Origin of the sequence: Marinobacter guineae (assembly GCF_002744735.1) — a bacterium.
In the GTDB taxonomy this organism is placed as follows: Bacteria; Pseudomonadota; Gammaproteobacteria; order Pseudomonadales; family Oleiphilaceae; genus Marinobacter; species Marinobacter guineae.
Map to the genome: position 1 here is coordinate 537,520 of NZ_KZ319340.1, position 23,424 is coordinate 560,943.

The following is a 23,424-nucleotide window of genomic DNA, read 5'->3' on the forward strand; positions in this document are numbered from 1 at the left end:
GGAAAAACAACTCGCTTCGCTCAGACATTTTTTCCCGGCAGAAAAGCACCCCACACCCCTCGCTCACAGGCTATTGGTGAGATATCGAGGAGAAAACCGTTCGAAGTGAATTGGATAACGTTTTGGAGACTGACTATGAAAGCACGTACTCGTTGGGATGAGGTTTGTACAGTTGATGACCTGGTGCCGGAATCCGGTGTTGCGGTCTGGACCGAAGACGGGCCTGTGGCGGTGTTCTATCTGCCGCATCGGCTGCCGGCGCTGTTTGCCATCAGCCACAGTGACCCGTTCAGTGGCGCCAATGTGCTGGCCCGGGGGATTACCGGAGATCTGAAGGGTGAGCCGGTGGTGGCGTCGCCGTTGTACAAGCAGCACTTCAGTTTAAGGACTGGACTGTGCCTGGAGGATGACTCCGTCAGAGTCAAAGTCTATCCGGTTTTGCTGGACGGCGACCGTATTCGTCTGGAGGTCCCGGTCATACAACATGAATCAATAGCGGCATAATCTGAACATGCCGGCAAAGCTGAGGTAAGATCAACGGAAACACCAATAACAAGGACGCTTCCGTGAAACCCCTCAGCCCTACCGACCAACTCTTCCTCTGGCTGGAGAAACGGCAACAGCCCATGCATGTGGGTGGCCTGGAGCTGTTTTCCTTTCCCGAAGGCGCTCCGGACGACTATGTGGCGCAGCTGGCTGACCGGTTGCGGCAGTATACGGTGGTTACGCCACCGTTTAACCAGCGCCTCGACTACCGGTTCGGGCAGCCGGTCTGGGTGGAGGACGAGCATCTGGACCTGGAGCATCATTTTCGCTTCGAGGCCCTGCCAACTCCCGGGCGGGTCCGGGAGCTATTGTCGTTTGTCTCGGCGGAGCATTCACACCTGATGGATCGTGAGCGCCCGCTGTGGGAGTTTCACCTGATTGAAGGGCTGGGGGAGCGGCGGTTCGCGGTTTACATCAAGGTGCATCACGCCCTGGTGGACGGTGTGTCCGCCATGCGCATGGTTCAGCGGATGCTGTGCCAGGAGACCGGGCAACGGGAGATGCCACCCATCTGGGCCATGCCGCCCCGCGCAACGCGAGAAGGCGATGATGGCGGCCCCTCGCTGTGGCGCAGCGTCGGCCGCCTGTTGGGCGAGTCCGGCAAACAACTGGGGACTGTGCCTACGGTTGCCAGGGAACTGCTCAAAACGATCAACGACGCCCGGAAGGATCCGGCCTATTCGTCCATCTTCCACGCACCCCGCAGCATCCTGAACCAGAAGATCACCGGCTCCCGGCGTTTTGCTGCGGAATCCTATAGCCTGGACCGGATCAAGGGCGTGTGCAAGGCCTACGGAACCACCGTCAATGATGTGGTAATGGCCATGTGCGCAAGCGCCCTGCGCACCTATCTGATGAACCAGGACGCCCTGCCGGAGAAACCTCTGATCGCCATGGTGCCGGTATCCCTGCGCAAGGATGACAGTTCAGGCGGTAACCAGGTGGGCGTGATCCTCGCCTCATTGCACACCGATGTGAACGACCCGGTAACACGACTGATGCAGATCCACCGGGACGTAAAAGCCGCCAAGGACCGCTACGCCCATATGTCGGCAGAAGAGATTCTTAACTACACAGCCCTGACCCTGGCACCGGCGGCCTTTCATCTGCTCACTGGCATGGCCCCCAAATGGCAGACCTTCAACGTGGTTATCTCCAACATCCCCGGGCCACGGGAAACCTGTTACTGGAACGGTGCAAAGCTCGATGGCATGTACCCGGTCTCCATCGCCATGGACCGCCTGGCCCTGAATATGACGCTGACCAGCTACGACGACCAGGTGGAGTTCGGCCTGATCGGCTGCCGCCGCACCCTGCCAAGCCTGCAGAAAATGCTGGACCACCTGGAACAGAGCCTGACAGAACTGGAGCAATCGGCGGGACTCTAATTCGGATTGAGTTCCGCTTCCCGCTTATTTTTGTTGCGGTACATCTGGGCATCCGCAAGCGAAAACAACCGTTCGAGATCCCTGGAATCATCAGGGTATCTGGCGACACCAATACTCAGACCCACCCTGACCTCGGTACCACAAGGCAAGGCAATCGGGACATCAGCAACCTGTGACAGTTTTGCCTTCAGACGATCCAGATCATGGGCGTCTCGAATTTCTTCGAGCAGCAGGACAAATTCGTCGCCGCCAATTCGCGCCACGGTATCTGACTCCCTCGGTACCTCGTTAAGCCTGTTGCCCACAACGACCAGCACCTCGTCTCCGGCCACATGTCCAAAGGTGTCATTGATCTCCTTGAACTTGTTCAGATCCACAACGACCAGCGCAAAACTGTCGCCCGAACGCTTGGCACGGGCCTTGGCTCCGGCGAGGCGATCCTGTAGCAGCTTCCGGTTAGCAAGACCGGTGAGGATATCGTGATTGGCCTGTTCTTCCAGTAATTGCTGACTCTTCCGCAATTGTTGGTTGACCGTTTCCAGTTCTTGCGTGCGTTCGGTTACCCGGCTCTCAAGATATCGTTCATTTTCCTTGACCAGTTCAAGCATTTTCTGGCGACTCTCCAGGGCCTGATCCTGAGCCAGTTCACGGGATCGCTGAAGTTCGTTTATTCGGTCGGCCAGCGCCAGGGACAACAGCAGCATCTCCGTGACAGAGCCGATCAGCAAGGCATTGGTTGTGAAACTGTTGGAAGGCAGAACACCCACATTGTGGAGGGCTATAACAAGCACACCCAGTAGAAACGAAATCCATGCCAGAACGAAGAATCGGGCACCTGGCTCCCTGCGAAGCAGGCTCACCGCGCCCATCAGCAAAGCGGCAACGGCAAACACCATGGAGATCAGATTGACCGCAATTGCTGCCAGGTGATATGAGCCAAAAACCGCCGTCAGGAACGTCAATTCGTAGGCGACACTCAGGGATGGCATCAACCACCCAAGTTTCAGCCTCGCTGGCGTGCCTGCCAGAAAACGCTGGACAAAAAGGGCACCGAATACGCCCGCTGCTGCAACACCGGCGGTCGGGGATAAATGAACCAGCCAGGGAGCATTGGGCCACAGGAACTGCCCGGTAAGCCCTGACAACCCTGCCTGCCCCAATGCCAGACAGCCGATAAAGCCCACATAGGTCAGATAGAGCAAGTCTCGCAGGGAAAAGAACAGGAAAAGGTTGTACACCAGAAGCGCCAGCAGGACGCCGTAGTAAAGGCTCAGAGCACCATACGTCTGCTGATCACTGGCCCAAAGGGCTTCGCCCTGCCAAAGCGTCACTGGCACCGTCAGGGTGCCCTCGGAACGAACACTCAAAAACAGTTGATAGTCATTGCCATTGGACAGCGAAACCGGAAACACGTGATTGCGATGGCTGACCGGTTTCGAGACGAACGGCAGAAGATCCCCTGACCGTCCCTGAAAAACCAGATCACCGTTTTCCAGAAGGTAAACGCTTACGTCGTCAAGAGAGGCATGGCCAACCTCCAGAAACCAATACCTGTGCACTTCCTTCTTTGTTGAAAACTCCAGGCCAAGCCAGATCTCTTCGGTTGTCAGCCCAAAGTTCGTATGGGACGGATCATTGGTTTCCGGTTGCTCGAACTGACTATCCAGATAGAGCTCGGCGGCCTCTTCGATCGTCAGGTCCGACGTACCGTTGCGGTAGATCGACATCTGCCCAGACAGGGCATAGCGCGAGTCCTGCCCGATGAGCAACGACGGAGAAGCCTGAGAGGCCAAACCGGACGGAGACAAGAGCGCCGACAAAACCATCATCAGACTGGCAGACATCAGAAACTTCAGCACACGATCTCCGGCAATTCTAAAGCAAACGACTCTTACCCTCTGGCGCACCTGCCGCTTTAGACGGCATAAGAGTATAACTCAATCTTATCTTGATTGCCGTTAAGCACCGTGACGTACAGTTTTTAATTGTGGCCGAAGCGCTGCTCCCGGTTACGTTCTGAGATCTGATCATTCAGGGTCCAGAAGTCATAGAGCACACCGATCAGGAACAGCCCGCCGGTGAGCAGATAGATAATGCCGGTAATCCACTTGCCCATGTACATCCGATGAAGCCCGAACACACCCAGGAAGGTCAGCAGCAGCCAACCAATGCTGTAATTGACTTCGCCTTCCCGGAATCTCAGGTCCGCCTCCCGGTCCATGGCCGGAATCAGGAACAGGTCGATGATCCAGCCGACGAAGAGCAACCCCAGAGTGAAGAACCAGATGGTTCCGGTTATGGGTTTGCCATAGTAGAAACGGTGTGAGCCCAGGAATCCGAAGATCCAGAGCAGGTAGCCGATGAGTTTGCTGTGCGTGTTTGTCCGTTCTCTCATTGTTGCTCGGTCCTTTTAACCTGGTGCTGCATTCTGGCTTTGTTCGCGTACTTCACACCATTGTGGCATGAGCAAGGAAAAACAAACTAAACAGATAAATAAACCAGGATGCTCCGAGTACTCATGGCCCGACTTCCGGAGCCGGATCCGGACCACCCTCACGGAATTCACTGGCCGATTTCCCGGTCCACTTCCGGAACGCCCGGCTGAAGTTTGAAAGATCAGCATAGCCGAGTTCGTAAGCTATTTCGCTGACCGACTGGTTGGTGTAGCGAAGTAGCTGGATAGCCCGATCCTTGAGAACCGATTCGACGATTTCCCGGTAGTTCGTGTCCCGGTCTGCCAACCGGCGCTTGAGGGTTCTGGAAGATACGCAAAAACGTTCAGCCATGGCCTCCAGCGATGGCAGCGGCCCGGGCATCATCCGGAGCATGTTGCGGATGGCCATAACGATATCGCCCTGCTCTTTCAGGGCCTTCTGCAGTTCAAACTCGCACTGGTCACGGGCCATGCGGGAGGCTTCCGCGTCGGCCAAGCGCATGCGCACGTCCAGAAGCTCCCGGGGAAACACCATCATCTCCTCAGGCTGGCCATATTCGAATCGGACCGGCAGCTGGTCCGCAAACTGCCGGTACCAGGGCGGTTCCGGCGCGCTCAGGCGAATCGTGACGCCCGTCAATTTGCCGTCTTCCAGGGCGAAGCCACGTTTGGCGGCGTCTTCGCGATCCAATAGCTGCTCGGTCAGCAGAATGAGCGTGGCGCTGACCGTCTCCACCAGAAACGGATAGAGGCCGGGCACTTCGATTTCAGTGCAAAGCTTAACCAGCACCTGATCATCGGCCTCGGACTGGCTCATGCTGAGAAACGGCACCCGCAGATGCAGGTATCGGCGCACCGAATCCAGGGCATCGGCGAAGGTGGGGCTGGTAAGGGCGGCGAAGCCCAGGGTGCCGTGAATCGTCAGCCGCAACTCACGGGCCAGCATAAAGCTGAGGCCGTCCTTACCGGCCAGGTTCAGGGCCCGCTTGGCCATGATGATGGCATCGGTAACAAACACCCGGCTGTCGTTGGACTTGAGATCGTCCGGGGTGAAGTCCAGGCCTTCGTAGAGTAACCGGTCGTTATAGCCTAGCTGCCGGACCGTTTCGGCCAGAACCCGCAGGTAAGCGCCCGGCACCAGGAACAATCCCAGCATCTGCCGTTCTTTGTCCGGACCGGTTGCGCTCATTGGCATTCCTTATTATTGAGTTGGCTGAAGCACGTCAACTGACTCTATCAGATGCCTTCCGCCACGACAGTGGGGCCAGGCACACCGTGCTTGCCGTCAACTTAGCCAATCAATTTCCGGTCCGTGTCCCATCCTGATCGACCGCCGTCCCCTTTGCGCATTCCTGCCCGACGTTGACTGCCCCACACTGGAGCCATGACATCAGCCAAAGTGAGGAGTACACACATGCTGAGCAGCAAAATCCCAGAAAACAAGACGGCTCCGGTTAACCGGGCCTCCAACACACCAGACAACGTCACCATCACAGCCCAGCGCATGGGTTTTGAGTTCGGTGAGCAGGTACCCCGTTACTGGGTCGACAACAGCTACACCATAAGCCACATCATGAATGCGCTCTCGGTGCTGTTTCCGCAGGGCGAGCAGTTCTTCGTGGATTCGGTAAGAGCGTTCCGGGACCAGATCTCCGATCCCAAACTGAAAGAGGAGATACGCGGGTTCATTGGCCAGGAAGCCATGCATTCCCTGGAGCACATCGCCATGAACCAGCACGTTCGTGATCAGGGCATGCCGGTTGAAGAACTGGAAAAACATCTGGAAGTGGTTCTGGGTATCACCAGGAAGCTGCCCAAACGTCACCAGTTGGCCATTACCTGTGCCCTCGAGCACCTCACCGCAATGATGGCCGACATGCTGCTGGCGCGTGATGATGTGCGCGAGGACATGGATGAATCCATGCGTCCGCTGTGGGTCTGGCACGCGATTGAAGAAACCGAGCACAAGGCGGTTGCCTACGACGTTTTCCAGGCGGCTGGCGGCACCTACGCCGAGCGTACATTTTACCTCGCATTCAGCACTGCGGCTTTGGGCGTAATGAGCACCTATTTCACCAGCCGGATGATGCTCAATGATCGGAAGAGCTTCTCTTTGAAAGACACCGCCACAGGTCTGTGGCGCCTGTGGGGCATAAACGGCACCTTCTCAAGCCTGATCCCCACATGGCTGGAGTATTTCAAGCCGGGTTTCCACCCCTGGGATCATGACAACAGCGAGTTGATTGCCCGTTTCAAAGAAGAAATCCAGGCGCATATTGCGCCGCAGTATCAGAAGGGGAATCGCCGGACGCTTCAGTAATGGGTTAACTCCGCGAGTAAGCGGGAAGGTCTTGCCAAAATACGCTGTAAATACATCCCTGTACGCTCGGCTCCGCCATCCATGGCTCCGCACGATTTTGGCAAGACCTTCCCGCTTACTCGCTCAGTGTTCGACTTTCGGCATCTGCTCGGCCCGAGCGGATAACCTCGCCCTTCCGCCATAACCGCCATTCACCTGGCTGATAAACATCCCACAGCTCATCACTCGTCAGAGGTTCTGTGACGATCACGCTGACAATATCATCGGGTGTGGTTTCGGATTCGAAATCCACCGTCACATCCGCGTCTTTCAGACGGGCCGGCCCGAAAGGAGCCCGGCGGGTGATGCTGGCCATTCTGGTGGTGCAGTAGGTGAACAGCCAATCGCCATTGCTCAGCAGGAGATTGAAGACACCCTGACTGGCGTAGGCGCTGGAAAGCCGGACCAGGCGGTCGACGACATCGTCGGTTCCGGTATTGCGGTCACAGTGCGTTCGTAGATGGTTGAGGATATCGCAGAACAGGGCTTCGCTGTCCGTGGTGCCGACGGGCTCATAGAACCCTGGCGACGACTGGAACGCAGAGAGCTGGCCGTTGTGGGCGAACACCCAGTAGCGGCCCCAGAGTTCACGCATGAAGGGATGGGTGTTGGCCAGGCAGATGTCACCGACGTTGGCCTGGCGAATGTGGCAGACGGCCACTTCGCTTTTGATCGGGTGGGTCTGGACCACTTCGGCGATTCGGGAATTGGCGCTGGCATCGGCGTCGTGGAAGGCGCGAACGCCTTTGCCTTCATAGAATGCGACACCCCAGCCGTCCTTGTGTGGCCCGGTTTCACCGCCTCGTCGGGTCAGGCCGGTAAAGCTGAAGCACAGGTCTGTGGGCGTATTGGCGCTCATGGCCAGCAGTTCACACATGGGGCTGTTTCATTCCGTCCGGGGGATGAGTTTCACCCAAGAATACCGGAATTAACCGGCCTCGCCAGCCAGAATCTCCAGTTGGCGAGGGTTTTGATTAGCCCCGGCCCGGGCAACTCGGTTGCGGCCGGCGCGCTTGCCGCTGTATAGGCAGCGGTCGGCGACCCGGAACAGGGTTTCGGCCTGTTGGCCATGTTCGGGCCACTGGGCAATGCCGAAAGATGCAGTTACGCGGATGCGGGCCTCGCCATAGGCCAGTTCCTGCTCGGCAATGCGCTGGCGCAGTTCATCCATCAGTTCAAAGGCATCTGCCGGCTTAACGTCCCGGAGGATCAGGCCAAACTCCTCACCACCAAGCCTCCCGACGAAATCGGTGCCACGCAGACGCGCGGTCAGGCAGCGGCCGATGTTTCTCAGTACATGATCGCCGGCGTCATGGCCGAGGGTGTCATTCACCACCTTGAAGTGATCGATATCCATCACCACCAGGGCAAAGCCCGCGCCACTGCGCTCACATTCGGCAATGGTGCGGTTCAGGTTACCGTGGAAGTTACTGCGATTGGCCAGGCCGGTCAGCGCGTCGGTCTGGGCCATATCCACCAGGCGCTGCTCAGCCTCTTCGCGGCGCACCTCGTACAAATGGATAAACGTCAGCATCAGCACGCCACACAACACCATGTTGAGCAGGTCGATAAGCGCACCGGGGTTGCCCACCTGGCCGAGATGAATGTAGTAGATCACTCCACCCGCCAGCATGAAGGGCACACTAAGAATCATGCCCTCGTGCTTTCCGAGCAAGAGGTAGGCAAGGGCGGGCATCATGAGCACCCAGACAAACGCGGCGACAGACGCTTCCGGCAAAAGCATGATCACCAGAAAGAAGGCGAACAGCGTGACCAGATAGGCGTAAATCCACTGCTGCAGATAGGGTGTGGTTTTCAGCCGCCAAACGCCGAAATACAGTACCGCACTAGCTGTCAGCTCCCCGGCGCCAACCCATAGGTAACCATTCAGAATCTGCAGGCAGGCAAAAACCACCAGAGCAGAACCGGTAACGAAAAACAGGAGCCGCATCAGTGAGCGGCGATGGCTGTCGCGCAAACCCGAGCGGCTCTGTTCCAGAGTGGCCCCCAGGTCAGGATGGTGAGGCGTATTCATGCTGACTCTTCCTTGGATCAGCCTTCGAGTATAGTCCTGAAAAACTGTTTGTAAAATATACAGCGGGCCCGAAATTCATCGGGCCCACTTTGGCCTCACTTATTCATCAGAGATAGAGATTCTTGCGCGAGAAACGCTCTACCAGGGGCTGGTAGGCTGAGCCCAGCAGGCGATTGATGGCATCAATACCCCAGGCATCCGGGCCCACCAGAATGCGGGATTCATTCTTCCGAATGCCCTTTATTATAATCTCGGCTGCTTTCTCCGGTGTGGTCATGGCCAGCTTGTCGAACCCTTTACGCTGGGCATCGGCATTTTCTGATTTACCCATGCGGGCAGCATTGGCGATGTTGGTCCGGATTCCGCCCGGGTGCACACAGCTTACCGCTACCGGCTGGTTTTCCAGTTTCATTTCCTGCCGCAGGGCCTCGGTAAATCCACGAACCGCAAATTTGGCAGCATTGTAGGCACTCTGTTTGGGGACGCCAATCAGGCCAAACACACTGGAAACGTTCACCACGTGGCCATCACCGGAGGCAATGAGGTGGGGAAGAAAGGCGCGGGTGCCGTGGGCCACACCCCAGAAATCGATGTCCACGACCCACTTGAAATCCTCGTCCGTCATCTCCCGAACGGTGGCAGAAAGGGCAACGCCAGCGTTATTGATCACCAGATTGACCTGTCCAAAGTCTTTCACCACTTCCTCGGCGTGGGCATAGATGGCGTCACGATCAGACACATCCAGGCGATAGGTCTTCACATTGGCGCTCTTGAGTGATTTGGCGGTCTCCGCCAGACCTGCTTCATTGACATCCGAAAGCGCCAGCCGGCAACCGTGATCGGCCAGGGATTTGGCCAGTGCCCGCCCGATACCCGAGCCAGCGCCGGTCACGACAGCCACTTTATTGTTCAGATTTTTCATGGTCACAGACCTCTTGTAGTGTGCTCTGGCAATTGAAGCAGATACTCTAACAGTTGCCTGATGCTGAGAGTTGGCTTTAGTGAACTGTGCCTCAAGGCATTACGGCCACCCTCTGACGCGGCCCCCGGTTTTGGGTACAATCCATAACCGCCGGGTGGCTCACAGCCCCCGCCCACCTGTCCCCAAACCTTTGGACTTTCTATATGGAATGGAGTCTTACGCATTTCTGGCTGATCCTGGCTCTGGTGTTAAGCCTCGCCGAGCTGGCGTCCGGCGTTCTGTTACTCCTGGCCCTGGGCATTGCCGCAGCACTGACCGCCCTGCTGGCATTTCTTGGCGTACCGTTCGAGTGGCAACTCGTTGCCATGGGCGTATTCTCGGGAATTCTGGTACCGGTTGCCATTCGCTGGATACGTCCGCGTTTTTCACCCCGGGGAGTGGCCTATGGCACCACCGGCACCGGGGTGGAGCAGGGCCGGCGCTACCAGACACTGAAGCGGGATTTCGACGGTGCCTCCGGCATCAAGGTAAACGGTGATTTTTACCGCTTGCGTGTCAGCGACACCGGAGCCACCGACCTTCCGGAGGGGACCGAGGTCATTTTCAGAGATTTTGACGGCACCACCGCCGTTGTCCAGACGATCACACACAAGGAGCAGTAAGCATGGAACCGTATCTTTCACCCGGGCTGATCATCAGCCTGATTGTTGTCGTTATCGGTATTTTCATCATCGCCAAAGGCCTGGTGATCGTACGCCAGTCCGAGGTTATGGTTATTGAGCGCCTGGGCGCGTTCAACCGCATCCTCGAAAGCGGCGTGAACATCATTATTCCCTTCATTGAGCGGCCACGGGCCATCAGCATGCTTCGCTACGTGCGCATGGGAGAGGATTACCATCCGGTGATGAGCGATGAGATCCGGATCGACCGAAGGGAAACGGTCATGGACTTTCCGGGCCAGCCGGTCGTCACCACCGATAACGTTACGGTGAAGATTAACGGTGCCCTGTACTACCAGATCATTGATCCTCGCCGGGCTGTCTACGAAGTCGCCAACATGAGCCAGGCGGTGGAAGTCCTCGCCAAGACTACCCTGCGTTCGGTAGTGGGCAAGATGGAGCTGGACAAGCTGTTCGAATCCCGCAGTGAGGTGAACAATGCCATCCAGGCCGAAATGGAAGAAGCAGCTTCGAAGTGGGGGGTAAAACTGACCCGGGTGGAAGTTCAGGACATCAGCATGCCGGAAGAAGTAGAAGAGGCCATGCGCTTGCAGATGGCCGCGGAGCGCAAGCGCCGGGCCACGGTTACCGAAGCCGAAGGTGAAAAGTCAGCGGCCATTGCCAAGGCCCAGGGCCAGCGCGAATCGGCGATCCTCAATGCCCAGGGTGACAAGGAGTCCGCCATTCTTCGGGCCCAGGGCGAGCAGGAGTCTATCAAGCTGGTGCTCAACGCCATCGGGGATTCCGAAGACAACAAACAGACCGTTATCGGATACCTGCTGGGCCAGAGCTACATCAAGGTTCTGCCCAACATGGCGAAGGACGGGGAACGAGTATTCGTGCCCTATGAATCGTCAGCGCTGCTGGGCTCCATGGGCATGTTCCGTGAGCTGGCGGGCAGCCCGGAAGATACGGTTCGCCAGCACCTCCAGCGTGACGGCCTGCGCGGCGGGCTGGTCGGCTCTGCCGGTAACAGCTGAGCGACCCTGCGCGTGAGGGGTCAACCCAGCAGGTTGTCCAGAGGTTGTTCGTAACTGGGGGCAAATACCTTCAGGAAGTAGATAACCTCTGGCAGCCCGTCCTCATCCAGCCGCTGGCGAATCTGGCGGGCGGCTGGCTCAAATTCCTTGTTGCCGGCCCGGATTTCAGCCTGGCATTTGAGCCACGCTGACAGCCGGTCGGCCGCCTTGATCAGCTCCCTGTCCTCCGCCGGTAACTGGGACTCGCGAACGTAGGGCGAGAATTCCTCCCTCAGGTCTTCCGGCAGCAACGCCAGCAATTCCGCTTCCGCTTTATGCTCAATATCCCCGAACGCTTCGCGCATGACCCGGGAGTGGTATTTAACCGGCGTCGGCATGTCTCCGGTGATCACTTCAGTCGCATCGTGATAGAGCGCGGCTGCCGCAATTCGGTCGGCGTTAACCTGCCCCCCGAAATGCCGGTTACGGATGATGGCCAGGGCATGGGCCAGAGTGGCCACTTCCCAGGAGTGGGTAGCGACATTCTCTTCAATGGCATTCCGCATCAATCCCCAGCGCTTGATCCAGCGCAGGCGGGAGACATAGGCAAAAAAATGGCTGACAACTTCACCCATCAGTCATAGTCCCATTTTGCATAAGTTCATAATGTTTTCCTTCAGTGGGGCAAATTCCCCGTGCTAATCTGAATATGCATTCAATTGTTACATAGTCGGGGAGTACCGTGCCCGCTCAAACATTTATTCGAAAATTCCTGGTTATGCTTTCTGCCAGCCTCATGCTGGCGTGGGCCACGGTATGTGTTGCTGAAACTGAAATTACCATCGGTGTATATCACTTCCCACCGGTCGCCGGCGTCGGCCCCGATGGAGAGCCAACGGGGCTGGTCGGTGATCTGGTAGACGCACTTGAACAGACTCACGAGAATAACTCTTTCAGGGTTGTCCACACCTCACCGAAACGCCGTTTCCTGGATTTTGACGCCGGGCTATACGATGTCATTTTCTTTGAAAGCCCGAACTGGGGCTGGACAGACAAAGAAGTGACCATCAGCCGCCCTATTCTGGCGGACGAAGAGCTGTACGTAGCCCTCAAGAAACCAGGACGAGACCTTTCATTTTTCGACGATATTAGCAAACGTTCCATCGTGGCCATCTCAGGCTACCATTATGGTTTTGCCGGGTTTGAAACCGACAATTCCGTTCTGCAGCGACGATTCAACATCGAATTCTCCGACAGTCACAGTCGCAGTCTTGAACTGATCAAAGCAGACAGGCCCTCGGTTGCCGAAGTGGCCATCGTCAGCTATTCCTATCTGCAGATGCACCTCGCCGAGCACCCGGAGGACTGGAGCAAACTGTTGATTTCGGACAAGCCGGACCAGCGCTACCAGCTCAGCATCATTGCTCGTCAGGATGGTCCAGCGAGCGCGGAAAAAATGATGCAACTGCTGGCACCACTGGTAAAGAATGGTCAATACCGCCGTCTTGTCGAAAAATGGGGGCTGCAGTTGCCAGCCGGGTTCCTGACCAGCTTCGAAGCCCAACAGGCATCAGGGGTACTTAACGGACATTGAGTGTAAACGCGACGATCACGTTGCCTTTCCCGCCCACCTCCGCATTACGGGAGGGATCCAGCAGAAATAACTGGTCCCCCGGAACTTCAAGGGTATTCTGCAACAGGTTTCGGAGCGCAACACCGCGAGCCGAGGCGAGGTTACTCAGGGCCTCCGGCGCCAATTCCCGCTCTCCCGCAAGGTACTCCGCCCGGGCCGTCTGCCAGGCTTCCTCGGACAATTCCCGCTGGCCTCCAGCGGTCAGTTTTTCTCGCAGTAACGCCAGGCCATCGGCTTGAGGCTCGACACTGCCACGGATATTCAGAAGCAGATTCGGCCGTTCCAGCAGTGCGTCCGCCAGCGCCGAAAGTTTGTCCGCTTCACCGTCTGCCAGCTTAATACTGCCGGGAACAAAGCCTACCTTGCCAAGCTCTTCGCCACTGAACCCTGCCAGCTCGGCAATGGATCCCAGCATGCTGAAGGGAGACGTCGCGGCTTTCGCCAACAGGTTCACGAACGCACGCATAACAACCTGACCGACACTGAAGTCCGGATTGGAGAGGTCGCCGCTGATCGGCAGGTTCACTTCAATAACGCCTTTCCGATCCCGCAGCAGGGCCAGGCCAAGCTTGACCGGAGCACTGACTGCCTGATCGCTCGGCACCGACGAGCCCAGTTCAAGCCGGTCCATAACCACCAGGTTGGAAGCATCGACCCGTGTGCCGGATATTTGATAATCGAGGTTGAGATCAAGCTTGCCACTGTCTACTCCGTACCCCAGGTATCGACCGAAATAGGGTGAGAGCGTGGGCAGGGAAAGATTCTGCATGATCAGCCGGAGCTCGCTGACATCTTCGGTACCGAGGGTGCCGATGGTGCCTTCAAAATCCAGATCCGCCCCACCGTCGACGCGGCCGTTGATCGAAACCTTGCCCTCTTGCGGGGAGATATTACTCAGCCCGGTGATGCTGCCGTTCAGCTCATCGAACGAGGTCGTGAAGGCTGGCTGCAGCGTGCGATCCGTGTAGGCCAAGGCGCCATCCTCAAGCATCAGCTGTCCGATCCTGAAGATAAACTCCGGCTCTGAATCGCCCCCTTCCTGCTGACTTGAAGCGGATTCCTTCTGCTCGCCAGTGGAAGAGCTTCTGAAGATCCGCTCGACGTTATGGACGCTGTCAGCATTACGAACCACATTTATTACCGGCTGTGCCAGGGTGACTGTGCCGATTTCCAGACGGGCGGGATAAACGTTGTATTCGATGGGCGCCAGTCGCAGCGTTTGCCAGGATACCAGCCGCTCGGAACTGTCGGGCAAACGCACATTCAACCCGGCGACTTCCGCTGTGCCACTGAAGGTGCCCGTGAGTGGGTCCTGCTGGCCATCCAGGTCCAGGTTGCCATCTACTCCGAGGCTGCCACTGGTTATGTCGAGATTGGCAGCTTGCTGGACATAGGGTTCAAAGGCAGCAAGCTCCAGCCCGGCACCGGAAATGGCGGCCTCCAGAGTGAATGGCGAGGGAGTTAGCTGCCCGGTCAGCGACAACTGCCCACCACTGGCCAGGGTAGCCTGCACCTTATAAGTCACCGGTTCTTCCAGCTGATGACTGATTGCCCCGGTAGACACGGATAACTGCTCCAGCACAAGTTCAACAGGGTTCTCCGGCTGATTGTCCTGCCAGAGAACGCTGCCGTCAGACAGGGTTACGCCCGCCACAGACCACCGGAACGGCTCACCGGCGACTGCCGGCTCGGCCCCATTATTCTGTGCCTCACCGGTTTGGGGATCCGGGGCCAGTGGCGCCAGCCAGTCAATCTCGCCGGACTCACTCCGGGCCAGCGCCAGATCCAGGTTTTCCACGGAGACCTGGCCTACATCGATTTCCCGCGTGTTCAGATCAACCCCGACAGCATCGACAGACAGGGTTCCGTTACTCAACCGGGCCTGCTCACTGTCCTCATTCAGGGCAATGGCAAGATCCTCGAGAGCCAACTGGCCGTTGCTGGTTTCCAGATAGAAAATCTCACCGGCTTGTAGTTCATAGTCGGAACTGAGGCTGACGCTTCCGCCACGCAGGTCATAGGGAAAGTAGGGGCCAAGGAAGTGAGCGATGGTTTCATAGTCCACCGAAGAAATTTTCAGGGAGCCGTTGGAATAGAGAGGCGAGATACTGAGATTCCCTTCCCACTCGACAGTCTGGCTGCCCAGTGCGGCGCTTAGGGAGTAGTCACTGTTCTCGCCCTCACGGCGCCAGGTCGCGAGGTCATTCATAGTCACGGACAGTGGCGTTACACGGAATTCAGCCATTTGCTGCTTGGTGAAATCCCGGAAGAGCAATTCGCCGCCATTGACAACGATCTTCCGGAAATAGACGCGGGGTGGCTCAGTACCATCTTTGGCGGCGGGCGGCTCCTCTGCCCCGGCATGTTCGGGATTGGCATTTTGCCAATCCCGGGCAAAATTGACGTTGTAGTCCTCCAGCAGGTCAACCCGGATATAGGGATCATCCAGCTGAATTGACTCAAAGCCGGCGATACCACGGATCAGTTGAAAGAAATTCAGGTCGACCAGCAGCCGGTCGAAACCAACCACTGACTCGCCGTCACTGTCGGTGGCCGAAAGTCCGAGTGCTTCGACACTCAGCGTGTAAGGATTGGTGCTGATGTCAGTTACTTCCGCCTGCCACCCCATACGCTGTTCCAGCTGGGCAGGTATCGAACGCTCCAACCACCAGGGGAGGAGCAGGAAACCTGCTAGGGTGTACAGAATCAGAAGGACCAGGAATCCGATCAACAGATTCCTGGGAACACGACTGCGTTGACGGCTCTGGGCCACGGACATCTCCTTATAAGCGGCGGAATCCCGGGGCAATCTTGCCCACCTTCCTGCTCACAAGGATAGTCGGCCCAGGGCCTGTTTGTCAGCCAGTATGGCTAATGTCCTGGCCGGTCAGCGCTGACAGACGGTCCTGAACCCGATATGCTCAGCGGTCGTATTCATCCCGTGTTAACAATACGCGAGCGAGAGGAAGGTTTATGGACATCGGCGATATGCGTCGTGATTTTGAAAGTGAAGGTCTTGATCGCGATGCACTGGATGACAACCCGGTCAGGCAGTTCCAGACCTGGTTCGAGGATGCCCGGGAAGCCGGCATTCTGGAGCCCAACGCCATGTCACTGGCGACAACGGGGCGCGATGGCATGCCGGACCTCCGCACCGTGTTGTTGAAGTACTTCGACGCCAGCGGGTTCGTTTTCTACACCAACTACGGCAGCCGCAAGGCCCGGGAAATGGATGAAAACCCGCAGGCAGCTCTGCTGTTTCCCTGGATTGGACTGAACCGCCAGGTGAGAATTCAGGGCCAGGTGGAAAAAGTCAGCAAATCGGAATCACTGCGCTACTTCGCATCCCGGCCGAGGGGCAGCCAGATTGGTGCCTGGGTTTCCGAACAGAGCAAGGCCATTACTTCCCGAGGCCTGCTTGAACAGAAGGTTGCCGAGATAAAACGCAAGTTCACCGACGGTGAAGTACCCCTGCCCAGTTTCTGGGGCGGTTACCGGGTGGTTCCCGAGCGCATTGAGTTCTGGCAGGGTCGGCCCAGCCGGCTTCACGACCGCTTTGAATATGAGAGGGAAGGCGATGGCTGGCTCATCCAACGGCTCCAGCCCTGATCCCCGGCCAGCCATCTGGTTGTGCCACCAGACGGATGGCCCCGAGATTGCCCACCCGGACTGGCTGACCGGGTATGAACGCGACACAGTGAGCAAATTCAGTGGCCCCCGCGAACGGGAATACCTGACCAGCCGCTGGCTGATTCGGCAGGCCATCGGAAAATCCGCCAACCAGCCGCCTCATCACTGTCGCCCGGTCGATGGCCGCCCGGTGGCGTCCGATAGCCCCGGCGGGTGGCGACTGTCCCTGAGCCACAGCCAGGGGTTATCGGCCTGCGCCACCCGTGCCGGCTCGCCAGTTGGTCTGGACCTGGAGCCCTGCCAGCGCCACCCGCAGTGGCAAAAGGTGGCCAGGCGCTGGTTCTCTCCGGTGGAACAGGAGTGGCTGTTCCGGGAGGACGATCCCAATACCTTCCTCAAGGTCTGGACCCTGAAAGAAGCCTGGCTGAAAGCCACCGAACGGGGTATTGCCGGCAACCTGCAGACTCTGGAAGTGCGCAAGAATTTCGAAATCTACGGAGACCAGCTCGAGGAGGATTGGCAAGCTTCGTGCTGTTACATCGAGGGCTACCTGGTGACCCTGGTATTCCGTGGAAGCCGGCCACAATGGCCTGACATCACCCTGCTGGAACCACCACCCGGGGATTTCACCCTGATGGATGCCCTGCCGATCGAGACTTCCTGGGAGCCGCTATTCCAGCGTACCATCCGCCCGAAACGTTAGGCAGAAGTAAACGAGGCCACTATTATGGATAACCCCGAACGCTGTCCCTGGTGCGGCAATGATCCGCTTTACGTGCACTATCACGACACCGTGTGGGGGCGCCCCGAATACGACGACCTCGCACTTTTTGAAAAACTCTGCCTCGATGGCCAGCAGGCCGGGTTGAGCTGGATCACCATCCTGAGAAAACAGGAGGGTTACCGGGCCGCCTACGATCACTTCGACCCGGAGAAGATCGTACACTACGATCAGCCCCGGGTTGCAGAACTGCTGGCTGATCCGGGCATTATCCGAAACCGCCTGAAGGTTCAGTCGATCATCAAGAACGCCCGGGGTTATCTGGATCTGCAGGAGCAAGGGCTTGGTTTCAGTGAATTTCTGTGGTCATTTGTCGAAAACCAGCCGATTCAGAACCGCTGGCGCTCCCTGTCCGAAGTGCCCACGGCAACACCCGAATCCGAGGCCATGTCCAAGGCCCTGAAACGGGCTGGTTTTACCTTTGTCGGCCCTACCATTGTCTATGCCTTTATGCAGGCCACCGGCATGATCAATGACCACCTGGTGCAGTGCCCGCAACATCAGGAATGCTATTTACTGAGTCAATGATCTTAATAACCTGGGGGGTCGTAAGTTCTGGAGTGTTTTAAACCCCGGAGCTTCACCGTGAGAATCACCCTCGACGAACTCAGACGCAAGCAGAGTGCGGTCATTGATCTGCTTGAGATCCTATCGCTTGAAGGCCAACAATACATGGCTCGCCTGAGCATGGATGGCAAGCTGCTTCTGTTATCCGACAAAAACAGAACTACCAGTCTGTTCCGGAGCGCCTGGCAGATTCAGGATACCCTCGCTTCCTTCGATGTGCGGGAGACCCAGGTCGTGCACCCCTCTGCCTACCACGAAATGGTCGGTATGGAGCCCGCGGAAATAGAGCCCTTACGGATCAGGGTACAGAGGCAGAAAACGTGATTGCGGTAGCAAGACTTGCCATTATGGTTGGAATTGCCGGGCTGATCCCCTTTATGGCGATGATCACCGGGCTGTTTTTCATGCCTCAACACAGTATCGCGCTGATCAGTTACTTCTACCTTTACAGCGCCGGCATCCTGGCATTTATGGCGGGGGTTTACTGGCCCATCGCCATGCAGCTGGATAACTGCTGCTATCCGGTATCGCCGCTGGTAACCATGCTGCTCAGCCAGGTGTTCTTCGTGGCCGCCGGTATCGGTTTGCTGCTACCCACCTCCGGACAGATTCTGCTCTACACCATCGCCTACCTGGCACTCTATCTGGTCGATGCGCGCTGGATGCGGGTGTATTGGCCGGCCTGGTATCTGCGGCTGCGCCTGGTGCTTACGTCGGTGGTGGTCGCGTGTCAGCTGTCGGCGGCGGCCTGGTTCTTCCTTCTTCCCGCCCACTGACCTTCTGGCTTTTCTGCCTGAACAGCGGAGCCTGATCAGTGATCAGGCTCCGAAGGCATCTTCCGGGGTCTCGAACCGGCTCTGAAGCTTCCGCAGCGCCGTCTTCTCGATCTGCCGCACCCGCTCCCGGCTAATGCCCAGATCATCGGAAATGACCTGCAACGTTTCCGGTTCGGGCAGCCCCAGACCATAGCGGCGGGACAAGATATCCTTTTCCCGGTCAGTCAGCTCACCGAGCATCGATGTGACGGTTCGACGGCGATCCCGGTCCGACATCGGATGATCCGGTTCCATCTGGCCAGCCGCGCCAAGGCTGTCGCCCAGCGTCACAGAGCCGTCTTCCAGCAGGGGAACATCGGTAGACAATTCCCTCGCTGCCAGCGCCCGCAACTCACCAATCCGTGACGGACTGGCTTCCATCTCACGGGCCAGCTCGGACTGGGACGGAGTGCGGCCAAGACTCTGATGCATCCGCAGGGACATTTTGTGCAGCAGACGGATCTCATCCACTACGTTTTCAGGTGTATGCACCAGTCGTGTGCCGCGCTGCAGACAGCGCTTCACTTCCTCACTGATCCACCAGTAGGCGTAGGTGGAGAACCGGAAGCCCCTGGTGGGGTCAAATCGCTCCACGGCCTTGATCAGGCCCACATTGGCATCCTGGATCAGATCCGACATGGGGATGCCGTGGTGACCGTATCGGCGGGCAATGTGCACCGCCAGACGGAGATTACTCTGGATCAGTTTGCGACGACACGCCGTTGCCAGGTGGAAAGCACGTCGACATCTGGGCGAGAAGCCACAGGCATCACCCAGGCTACCGACCGTTTCCCGAAAGGTTTGCGGAGTCTCCTCCGGCAAGGCCAGTTCGGTACTGATAATCCGGTAACACAGCGTCAGTTTGCGGGAGAGGCGGCGTTCCGCCCCGTCAGTCAGCAGTTCATACCGGGACGCATCCCTGAAGTACAGCCCGACCAGGGAATCCCTTTCACCATCGTTGGGCGTTGTCGGAGACGGTCCCAGCCTGTCGGTTCTTTGCATGGCTAAGGTACCTGTCGGAATTTACAGAGAATACGACATCAGACAACTGATGGATTTACGGGAGGAGGATAGGTAAATACCAACAGGCGAAGCGACCGGTTCACCTGTGGGTATTTATGGGCATTACCGCCGAGGCTATTGCAGCTCAGGCTGCAACAATGGCGTACTCATGTTTGTGGGGCTCGATAAGAACACCATGGAGGGCCACGATAGCCTTCTCGTAATCATCCTCATCAACCACAAACTGGATATCCACCTGGCGCATACACTGATGCATTGCCAGCACACTGATCTCCGCGTCGGCCAGTGCCTTGACGGAACGGGCAAGAATACCCGGCACCTTCAAATCGCTACCGATGGCAGACACCATAGCTACCTTGCGGGTATTGATTTCGGCATTGGGAAACTCGTCCTTCAAGGCCTTTACCACCCGCTTGACGTGCTTCAGGGTGCTGCCAACATAGTGGGTGATAGTGTTGGCGTTGGTGTCCTTGGACATGAAACGCACCTTGAAGCGGCCCAGTACGTCCAGAATACGGCGATCCGAACCCGGCTCGCCCTGCATGTCCTGATCGAACACTTCAACAGCGAACACGCCCTTGGCGCCGGCGATGATCTCCACCTGCGGTTTCTCACTGACATAGTCGCCAGTGATCAGGGTACCTGTGTGGTCCGGCTCAAAGGTGTTCATCACCCGCAGCGGGATCTCGCTCTGGCGCAGGCCCTTGCCGGCACGGGGGTGAATAGCTTCCATACCCAGGTTGGCCAGCTGGTCGGCCACGTCGTAGTTGGTGCGACCCAACGGTACTACCTTGTCCGCGCCAACGATGTTGGGATCAGCGGAGCTCAGGTGATATTCCTTGTGGATAACCGCTTCGCGCGCCTCGGTGATCACAGCCACCCGGCTGAAGGTCATCTCACTGTAGCCCCGGTCGAAGGTGCGCATCAGACCTTCCTTGCACTGAGCGTAACCGGTAACAATCGGTAGCTCGCGGGTCAGGTCCACCGCGTCGAAGGCCTGTTTGAGCTTTTCGTCCAGCGGCAGCAACTCGTTGTCACGCCAACCGGTCAGATCCACGAAGCGGGCATTAATGCCTTCCTGCTGGAGCTTCAGGGCGGTGTTGAAAGCGCTGTGCGCCTCACCGATGCCGGCCAGCATCTCGCGTACCGTCAGCAGGTGCTCCTCCAGCTGGAACTGGCCATACGAGCACAGGCGCTGCAGGTCGATCAGGCAACCCCGTACACCTTCAACACGGTCGGTGATAAACTGGTCCGCCTGCTGCTTAAGCATCTGATCTTCGAAAAGCTCGCCGTTGATGTCGGTCAAGAACTTCACCAGTTTGGTAAGATCGTCCCCCCAGGCCCAGTCCGACTCGGCATCGGCAAACAGGGCATAAACGCCCGGCTCACCAGTCTTTTTGTGTTCCAGCAGTTCGTTGGTCACACCGCCATAGGCCGACACCACGAAAATGCGCTGGTACAGGTCGTCTTTGCTGCGATTACCGAAAATGATGTTATCGCGTACGACCTCGTAGTTACTCATCGACGTACCGCCGATTTTTTCAACGGTATGTAGTTGGCTTGTCATAGGTTTGCCTTCGCTATCCTGCAGCATGAATGTCCGGAGATGCGGGCGTCTTACGACGCCTCGCTGAGCCCTTCCTGCATGATTTCGTCCACACTTTTCGCAAGCAGTGCAGCACCTTTTCTAAGGTCATCCTCACTGGTTGTCAGCGGCATCAGGCACTTGATGACTTCATCATTCGGACCACTGGTCTCGATGATCAGGCCGTGCTCAAAGGCACGCTTGGTGATCGGGCCTGTAACATCTGCATGGGTTGCTTCGATACCACGCATCAAACCGCGCCCCTTCATTTTGAACTGACCAGGGTACTTGTCGCAAATCGCCTGCAGGGCGTCGCCCAGCACCTTGGTCTTGGCCTTCACCTCGTTGGCGAAAGCGTCGTCTTTCCAGTAAGTATCCACTGCGGTGCGGGCCGTGATAAAGGCCATGTTATTACCACGGAACGTGCCGTTGTGCTCGCCCGGATCCCAGACGTCCAATTCCGGCCTGAACAGTACCAGCGCCATCGGCAGACCATAGCCACTAAGGGACTTGGACACGGTGACGATGTCCGGTTTGATGCCGGCGAATTCAAAGCTGAAGAATTCACCGGTGCGGCCGTTGCCGGCCTGAATATCGTCAAGGATCAGCAGGATGTCGTGCTTCTTGCACAGCTCAGACAGACCCTTGAGCCACTCTGCGCGACAGGCGTTCAGACCACCTTCACCCTGAACCGCTTCGACGATCACCGCAGCCGGCAGTTCAAAGCCGGAAGATCCATCGCTCAGCAACTTGTCCATGATGGCAAGGCTGTCCACGTCGTCACCCAGATAGCCGTCGTAGAACATGAAATCGACGTTACCCAGCGGCGTACCGACGCCACCCCGGTGGTGCTTGTTACCCGTGGCGGCAACCGCACCCATGGTTACACCGTGGAAACCATTGGTGAAAGAAATGATGCCACTGCGGCCTTTTACCTTGCGGGCCAGCTTCAGCGCCGCTTCCACACAGTTGGTGCCGGTAGGGCCGGTAAACTGCATTTTGTAATCCAGGCCACGGGGATCAAGAATGTGCTTCTTGTAGGATTCCATGAAGTCGTGCTTGGCCGTGGTAAACATGTCCAGGCCCTGGCTGACGCCGTCTGCTTCGATGTACTCAAGCAAGGCTTTCTTCAGGATGTCGTTATTGTGACCGTAGTTCAGGGAACCGGCGCCAGCGAGAAAATCCAGGTATTCCTTGCCATCCTCGGTGTACAGATGCGCGTTCTTGGCGCGGTTAAAGATGACCGGGAACGCACGGCTGTATACACGTACTTCGGATTCAGTCGACTTGAAGATTTCCATTGTCTTGCCTCTTAGCATGTCAGGTTCGAGGTAGATGCGCGGTGGCTTATCAGAATAATGCAGATGCGGTCGCGATAGGCCCACCGTGCGTTGGTTAAAGCCTTGTGGCAGACCTACCTCAGTGGACTGCCGGCTAATCCAGATCACAGCTTTACAGTCGTTCACGGCCCTGATGAAACGTCAGGTCCGATCCTGGACCGGGGCTCTCAGACTGGCTTCGTGAAGGGCCCGATGCGCAGCAGAAACTCGGAATCATGCTGCCCGCCGAAGTGGGTCTCTTTCTCGAAGTGCTCGTGATAGGTGAGCTCGGCTCCCATATCACGGGCGAATGAACGGAACAGCGCCCATGAGGCCTCGTTGTCCTCGGTGATGGTCGTCTCCATGTGGGTGACGTTCTTGCACGCATCACGACCAACGATTTCTTTCAGCATCCGCTTGGCGAGGCCCTGCCCACGACCTTTCTCGTGAACCGCCACCTGCCAGACAAACACGGTATCGGGCTGTTGGGGAGGGATGTATCCGGAGATAAAGCCGACCAGATCGCCTTCCTTCTCCGCTGCCACGCCGGTTTCGGCAAAGTGGCTGCACTGCAACAGGTTGCAGTAAATCGAGTTGGGGTCCAGCGGCGGGCACTCTGCCACCAGCTGGTGGAGCCTGAAGCCATCATCTTTCACCGGTGTGCGAAGCGTGATGGCGGTGGTATTCGATCCTTCTGATGTCATAGCGT

General features: G+C 57.5%; 23 protein-coding genes. 11 read left to right on the forward strand and 12 right to left on the reverse strand.

Going from position 1 to position 23,424, the window contains the following annotated elements; all coding sequences use genetic code 11:
• Positions 1-135 precede the first annotated feature (135 nt).
• Complete coding sequence (gene nirD / locus CLH62_RS10505) at positions 136-504, forward strand: nitrite reductase small subunit NirD (protein ID WP_099618110.1); 369 nt, start codon at positions 136-138, stop codon at positions 502-504.
• 62 nt (positions 505-566) lie between these two features.
• Positions 567-1,934, forward strand: coding sequence for a WS/DGAT/MGAT family O-acyltransferase (locus tag CLH62_RS10510; RefSeq protein ID WP_099618111.1), 1,368 nt, complete (start codon positions 567-569; stop codon positions 1,932-1,934).
• On the opposite strand, the gene CLH62_RS10515 is transcribed toward CLH62_RS10510, so the two are convergent.
• From CLH62_RS10515 to CLH62_RS10525, 3 genes are all read right to left on the reverse strand, one after another.
• Positions 1,931-3,793 (reverse strand): 7TM diverse intracellular signaling domain-containing protein, encoded by a 1,863-nt coding sequence (locus CLH62_RS10515; protein WP_099618112.1) that lies wholly within the window; start codon positions 3,791-3,793, stop codon positions 1,931-1,933. The two genes, CLH62_RS10510 and CLH62_RS10515, sit on opposite strands and share 4 nt — an antisense overlap.
• A gap of 122 nt (positions 3,794-3,915) precedes the next feature.
• Positions 3,916-4,329, reverse strand: a complete 414-nt coding sequence (locus tag CLH62_RS10520; RefSeq protein ID WP_099618113.1) for an NINE protein — start codon at positions 4,327-4,329, stop codon at positions 3,916-3,918.
• Between the two features lie 121 nt (positions 4,330-4,450).
• Entirely contained in the window at positions 4,451-5,557 is a 1,107-nt protein-coding gene (locus CLH62_RS10525) for a helix-turn-helix domain-containing protein (RefSeq protein WP_099618114.1), read from the reverse strand.
• A gap of 225 nt (positions 5,558-5,782) precedes the next feature.
• Between CLH62_RS10525 and CLH62_RS10530 the strand changes: the two genes are divergently transcribed.
• Positions 5,783-6,688 (forward strand): metal-dependent hydrolase, encoded by a 906-nt coding sequence (locus tag CLH62_RS10530; protein ID WP_099618115.1) that lies wholly within the window; start codon positions 5,783-5,785, stop codon positions 6,686-6,688.
• A gap of 115 nt (positions 6,689-6,803) precedes the next feature.
• Here CLH62_RS10530 and CLH62_RS10535 read toward each other — a convergent pair whose 3' ends face one another.
• From CLH62_RS10535 to CLH62_RS10545, 3 genes are all read right to left on the reverse strand, one after another.
• Positions 6,804-7,604 (reverse strand): class II glutamine amidotransferase, encoded by an 801-nt coding sequence (locus CLH62_RS10535; RefSeq protein ID WP_099618116.1) that lies wholly within the window; start codon positions 7,602-7,604, stop codon positions 6,804-6,806.
• A gap of 51 nt (positions 7,605-7,655) precedes the next feature.
• A complete protein-coding gene (locus CLH62_RS10540) occupies positions 7,656-8,762 on the reverse strand; it encodes a GGDEF domain-containing protein (RefSeq protein ID WP_099618117.1) in 1,107 nt (368 codons plus the stop codon).
• Positions 8,763-8,868: 106 nt separating this feature from the next.
• Positions 8,869-9,684, reverse strand: a complete 816-nt coding sequence (locus CLH62_RS10545; RefSeq protein ID WP_099618118.1) for an SDR family NAD(P)-dependent oxidoreductase — start codon at positions 9,682-9,684, stop codon at positions 8,869-8,871.
• Between the two features lie 203 nt (positions 9,685-9,887).
• Between CLH62_RS10545 and CLH62_RS10550 the strand changes: the two genes are divergently transcribed.
• The gene (locus tag CLH62_RS10550; protein ID WP_099618119.1) at positions 9,888-10,346 is read left to right on the forward strand and encodes an NfeD family protein; all 459 of its coding nucleotides are present in this window, start codon (positions 9,888-9,890) and stop codon (positions 10,344-10,346) included.
• Positions 10,347-10,348: 2 nt separating this feature from the next.
• A complete protein-coding gene (locus CLH62_RS10555; RefSeq protein ID WP_099618120.1) occupies positions 10,349-11,383 on the forward strand; it encodes an SPFH domain-containing protein in 1,035 nt (344 codons plus the stop codon).
• A 20-nt stretch (positions 11,384-11,403) separates the two neighbouring features.
• On the opposite strand, the gene yfbR is transcribed toward CLH62_RS10555, so the two are convergent.
• Positions 11,404-11,997 carry a 5'-deoxynucleotidase gene (gene yfbR / locus CLH62_RS10560; RefSeq protein WP_099618121.1) on the reverse strand — a complete coding sequence of 198 codons (594 nt, stop codon included), beginning with the start codon at positions 11,995-11,997 and terminating at the stop codon, positions 11,404-11,406.
• Positions 11,998-12,104: 107 nt separating this feature from the next.
• Between yfbR and CLH62_RS10565 the strand changes: the two genes are divergently transcribed.
• A complete protein-coding gene (locus CLH62_RS10565) occupies positions 12,105-12,956 on the forward strand; it encodes a substrate-binding periplasmic protein (protein ID WP_228152825.1) in 852 nt (283 codons plus the stop codon).
• On the opposite strand, the gene CLH62_RS10570 is transcribed toward CLH62_RS10565, so the two are convergent.
• Positions 12,943-15,774 (reverse strand): DUF748 domain-containing protein, encoded by a 2,832-nt coding sequence (locus tag CLH62_RS10570; protein WP_099618122.1) that lies wholly within the window; start codon positions 15,772-15,774, stop codon positions 12,943-12,945. The two genes, CLH62_RS10565 and CLH62_RS10570, sit on opposite strands and share 14 nt — an antisense overlap.
• Positions 15,775-15,968: 194 nt before the next feature.
• Between CLH62_RS10570 and pdxH the strand changes: the two genes are divergently transcribed.
• Genes pdxH through CLH62_RS10595 form a run of 5 tightly spaced genes read left to right on the forward strand, consistent with a single transcriptional unit; the run spans position 15,969 to position 18,749 of the window.
• Positions 15,969-16,604, forward strand: a complete 636-nt coding sequence (gene pdxH / locus CLH62_RS10575) for a pyridoxamine 5'-phosphate oxidase (RefSeq protein WP_099618123.1) — start codon at positions 15,969-15,971, stop codon at positions 16,602-16,604.
• Complete coding sequence (locus CLH62_RS10580) at positions 16,573-17,328, forward strand: 4'-phosphopantetheinyl transferase family protein (protein ID WP_099618124.1); 756 nt, start codon at positions 16,573-16,575, stop codon at positions 17,326-17,328. The genes pdxH and CLH62_RS10580 overlap by 32 nt, the downstream gene beginning before the upstream one ends.
• A gap of 24 nt (positions 17,329-17,352) precedes the next feature.
• On the forward strand, positions 17,353-17,934 hold the full coding sequence (locus CLH62_RS10585; RefSeq protein ID WP_099618125.1) for a DNA-3-methyladenine glycosylase I: 582 nt from the start codon (positions 17,353-17,355) through the stop codon (positions 17,932-17,934).
• A 57-nt stretch (positions 17,935-17,991) separates the two neighbouring features.
• Entirely contained in the window at positions 17,992-18,297 is a 306-nt protein-coding gene (locus tag CLH62_RS10590; RefSeq protein ID WP_099618126.1) for a DUF6482 family protein, read from the forward strand.
• Positions 18,294-18,749 carry a DUF3429 domain-containing protein gene (locus tag CLH62_RS10595; RefSeq protein WP_099618127.1) on the forward strand — a complete coding sequence of 152 codons (456 nt, stop codon included), beginning with the start codon at positions 18,294-18,296 and terminating at the stop codon, positions 18,747-18,749. Before CLH62_RS10590 ends, CLH62_RS10595 begins: the two co-directional genes overlap by 4 nt.
• A gap of 42 nt (positions 18,750-18,791) precedes the next feature.
• Here CLH62_RS10595 and CLH62_RS10600 read toward each other — a convergent pair whose 3' ends face one another.
• From CLH62_RS10600 to ectA, 4 genes are all read right to left on the reverse strand, one after another.
• Positions 18,792-19,790 carry a sigma-70 family RNA polymerase sigma factor gene (locus CLH62_RS10600; RefSeq protein ID WP_099618128.1) on the reverse strand — a complete coding sequence of 333 codons (999 nt, stop codon included), beginning with the start codon at positions 19,788-19,790 and terminating at the stop codon, positions 18,792-18,794.
• Between the two features lie 145 nt (positions 19,791-19,935).
• Entirely contained in the window at positions 19,936-21,378 is a 1,443-nt protein-coding gene (locus CLH62_RS10605; RefSeq protein WP_099618838.1) for an aspartate kinase, read from the reverse strand.
• A gap of 50 nt (positions 21,379-21,428) precedes the next feature.
• Entirely contained in the window at positions 21,429-22,697 is a 1,269-nt protein-coding gene (gene ectB, locus CLH62_RS10610; protein WP_099618129.1) for a diaminobutyrate--2-oxoglutarate transaminase, read from the reverse strand.
• 206 nt (positions 22,698-22,903) lie between these two features.
• A complete protein-coding gene (gene ectA / locus CLH62_RS10615) occupies positions 22,904-23,419 on the reverse strand; it encodes a diaminobutyrate acetyltransferase (RefSeq protein ID WP_099618130.1) in 516 nt (171 codons plus the stop codon).
• Positions 23,420-23,424 lie beyond the last annotated feature (5 nt).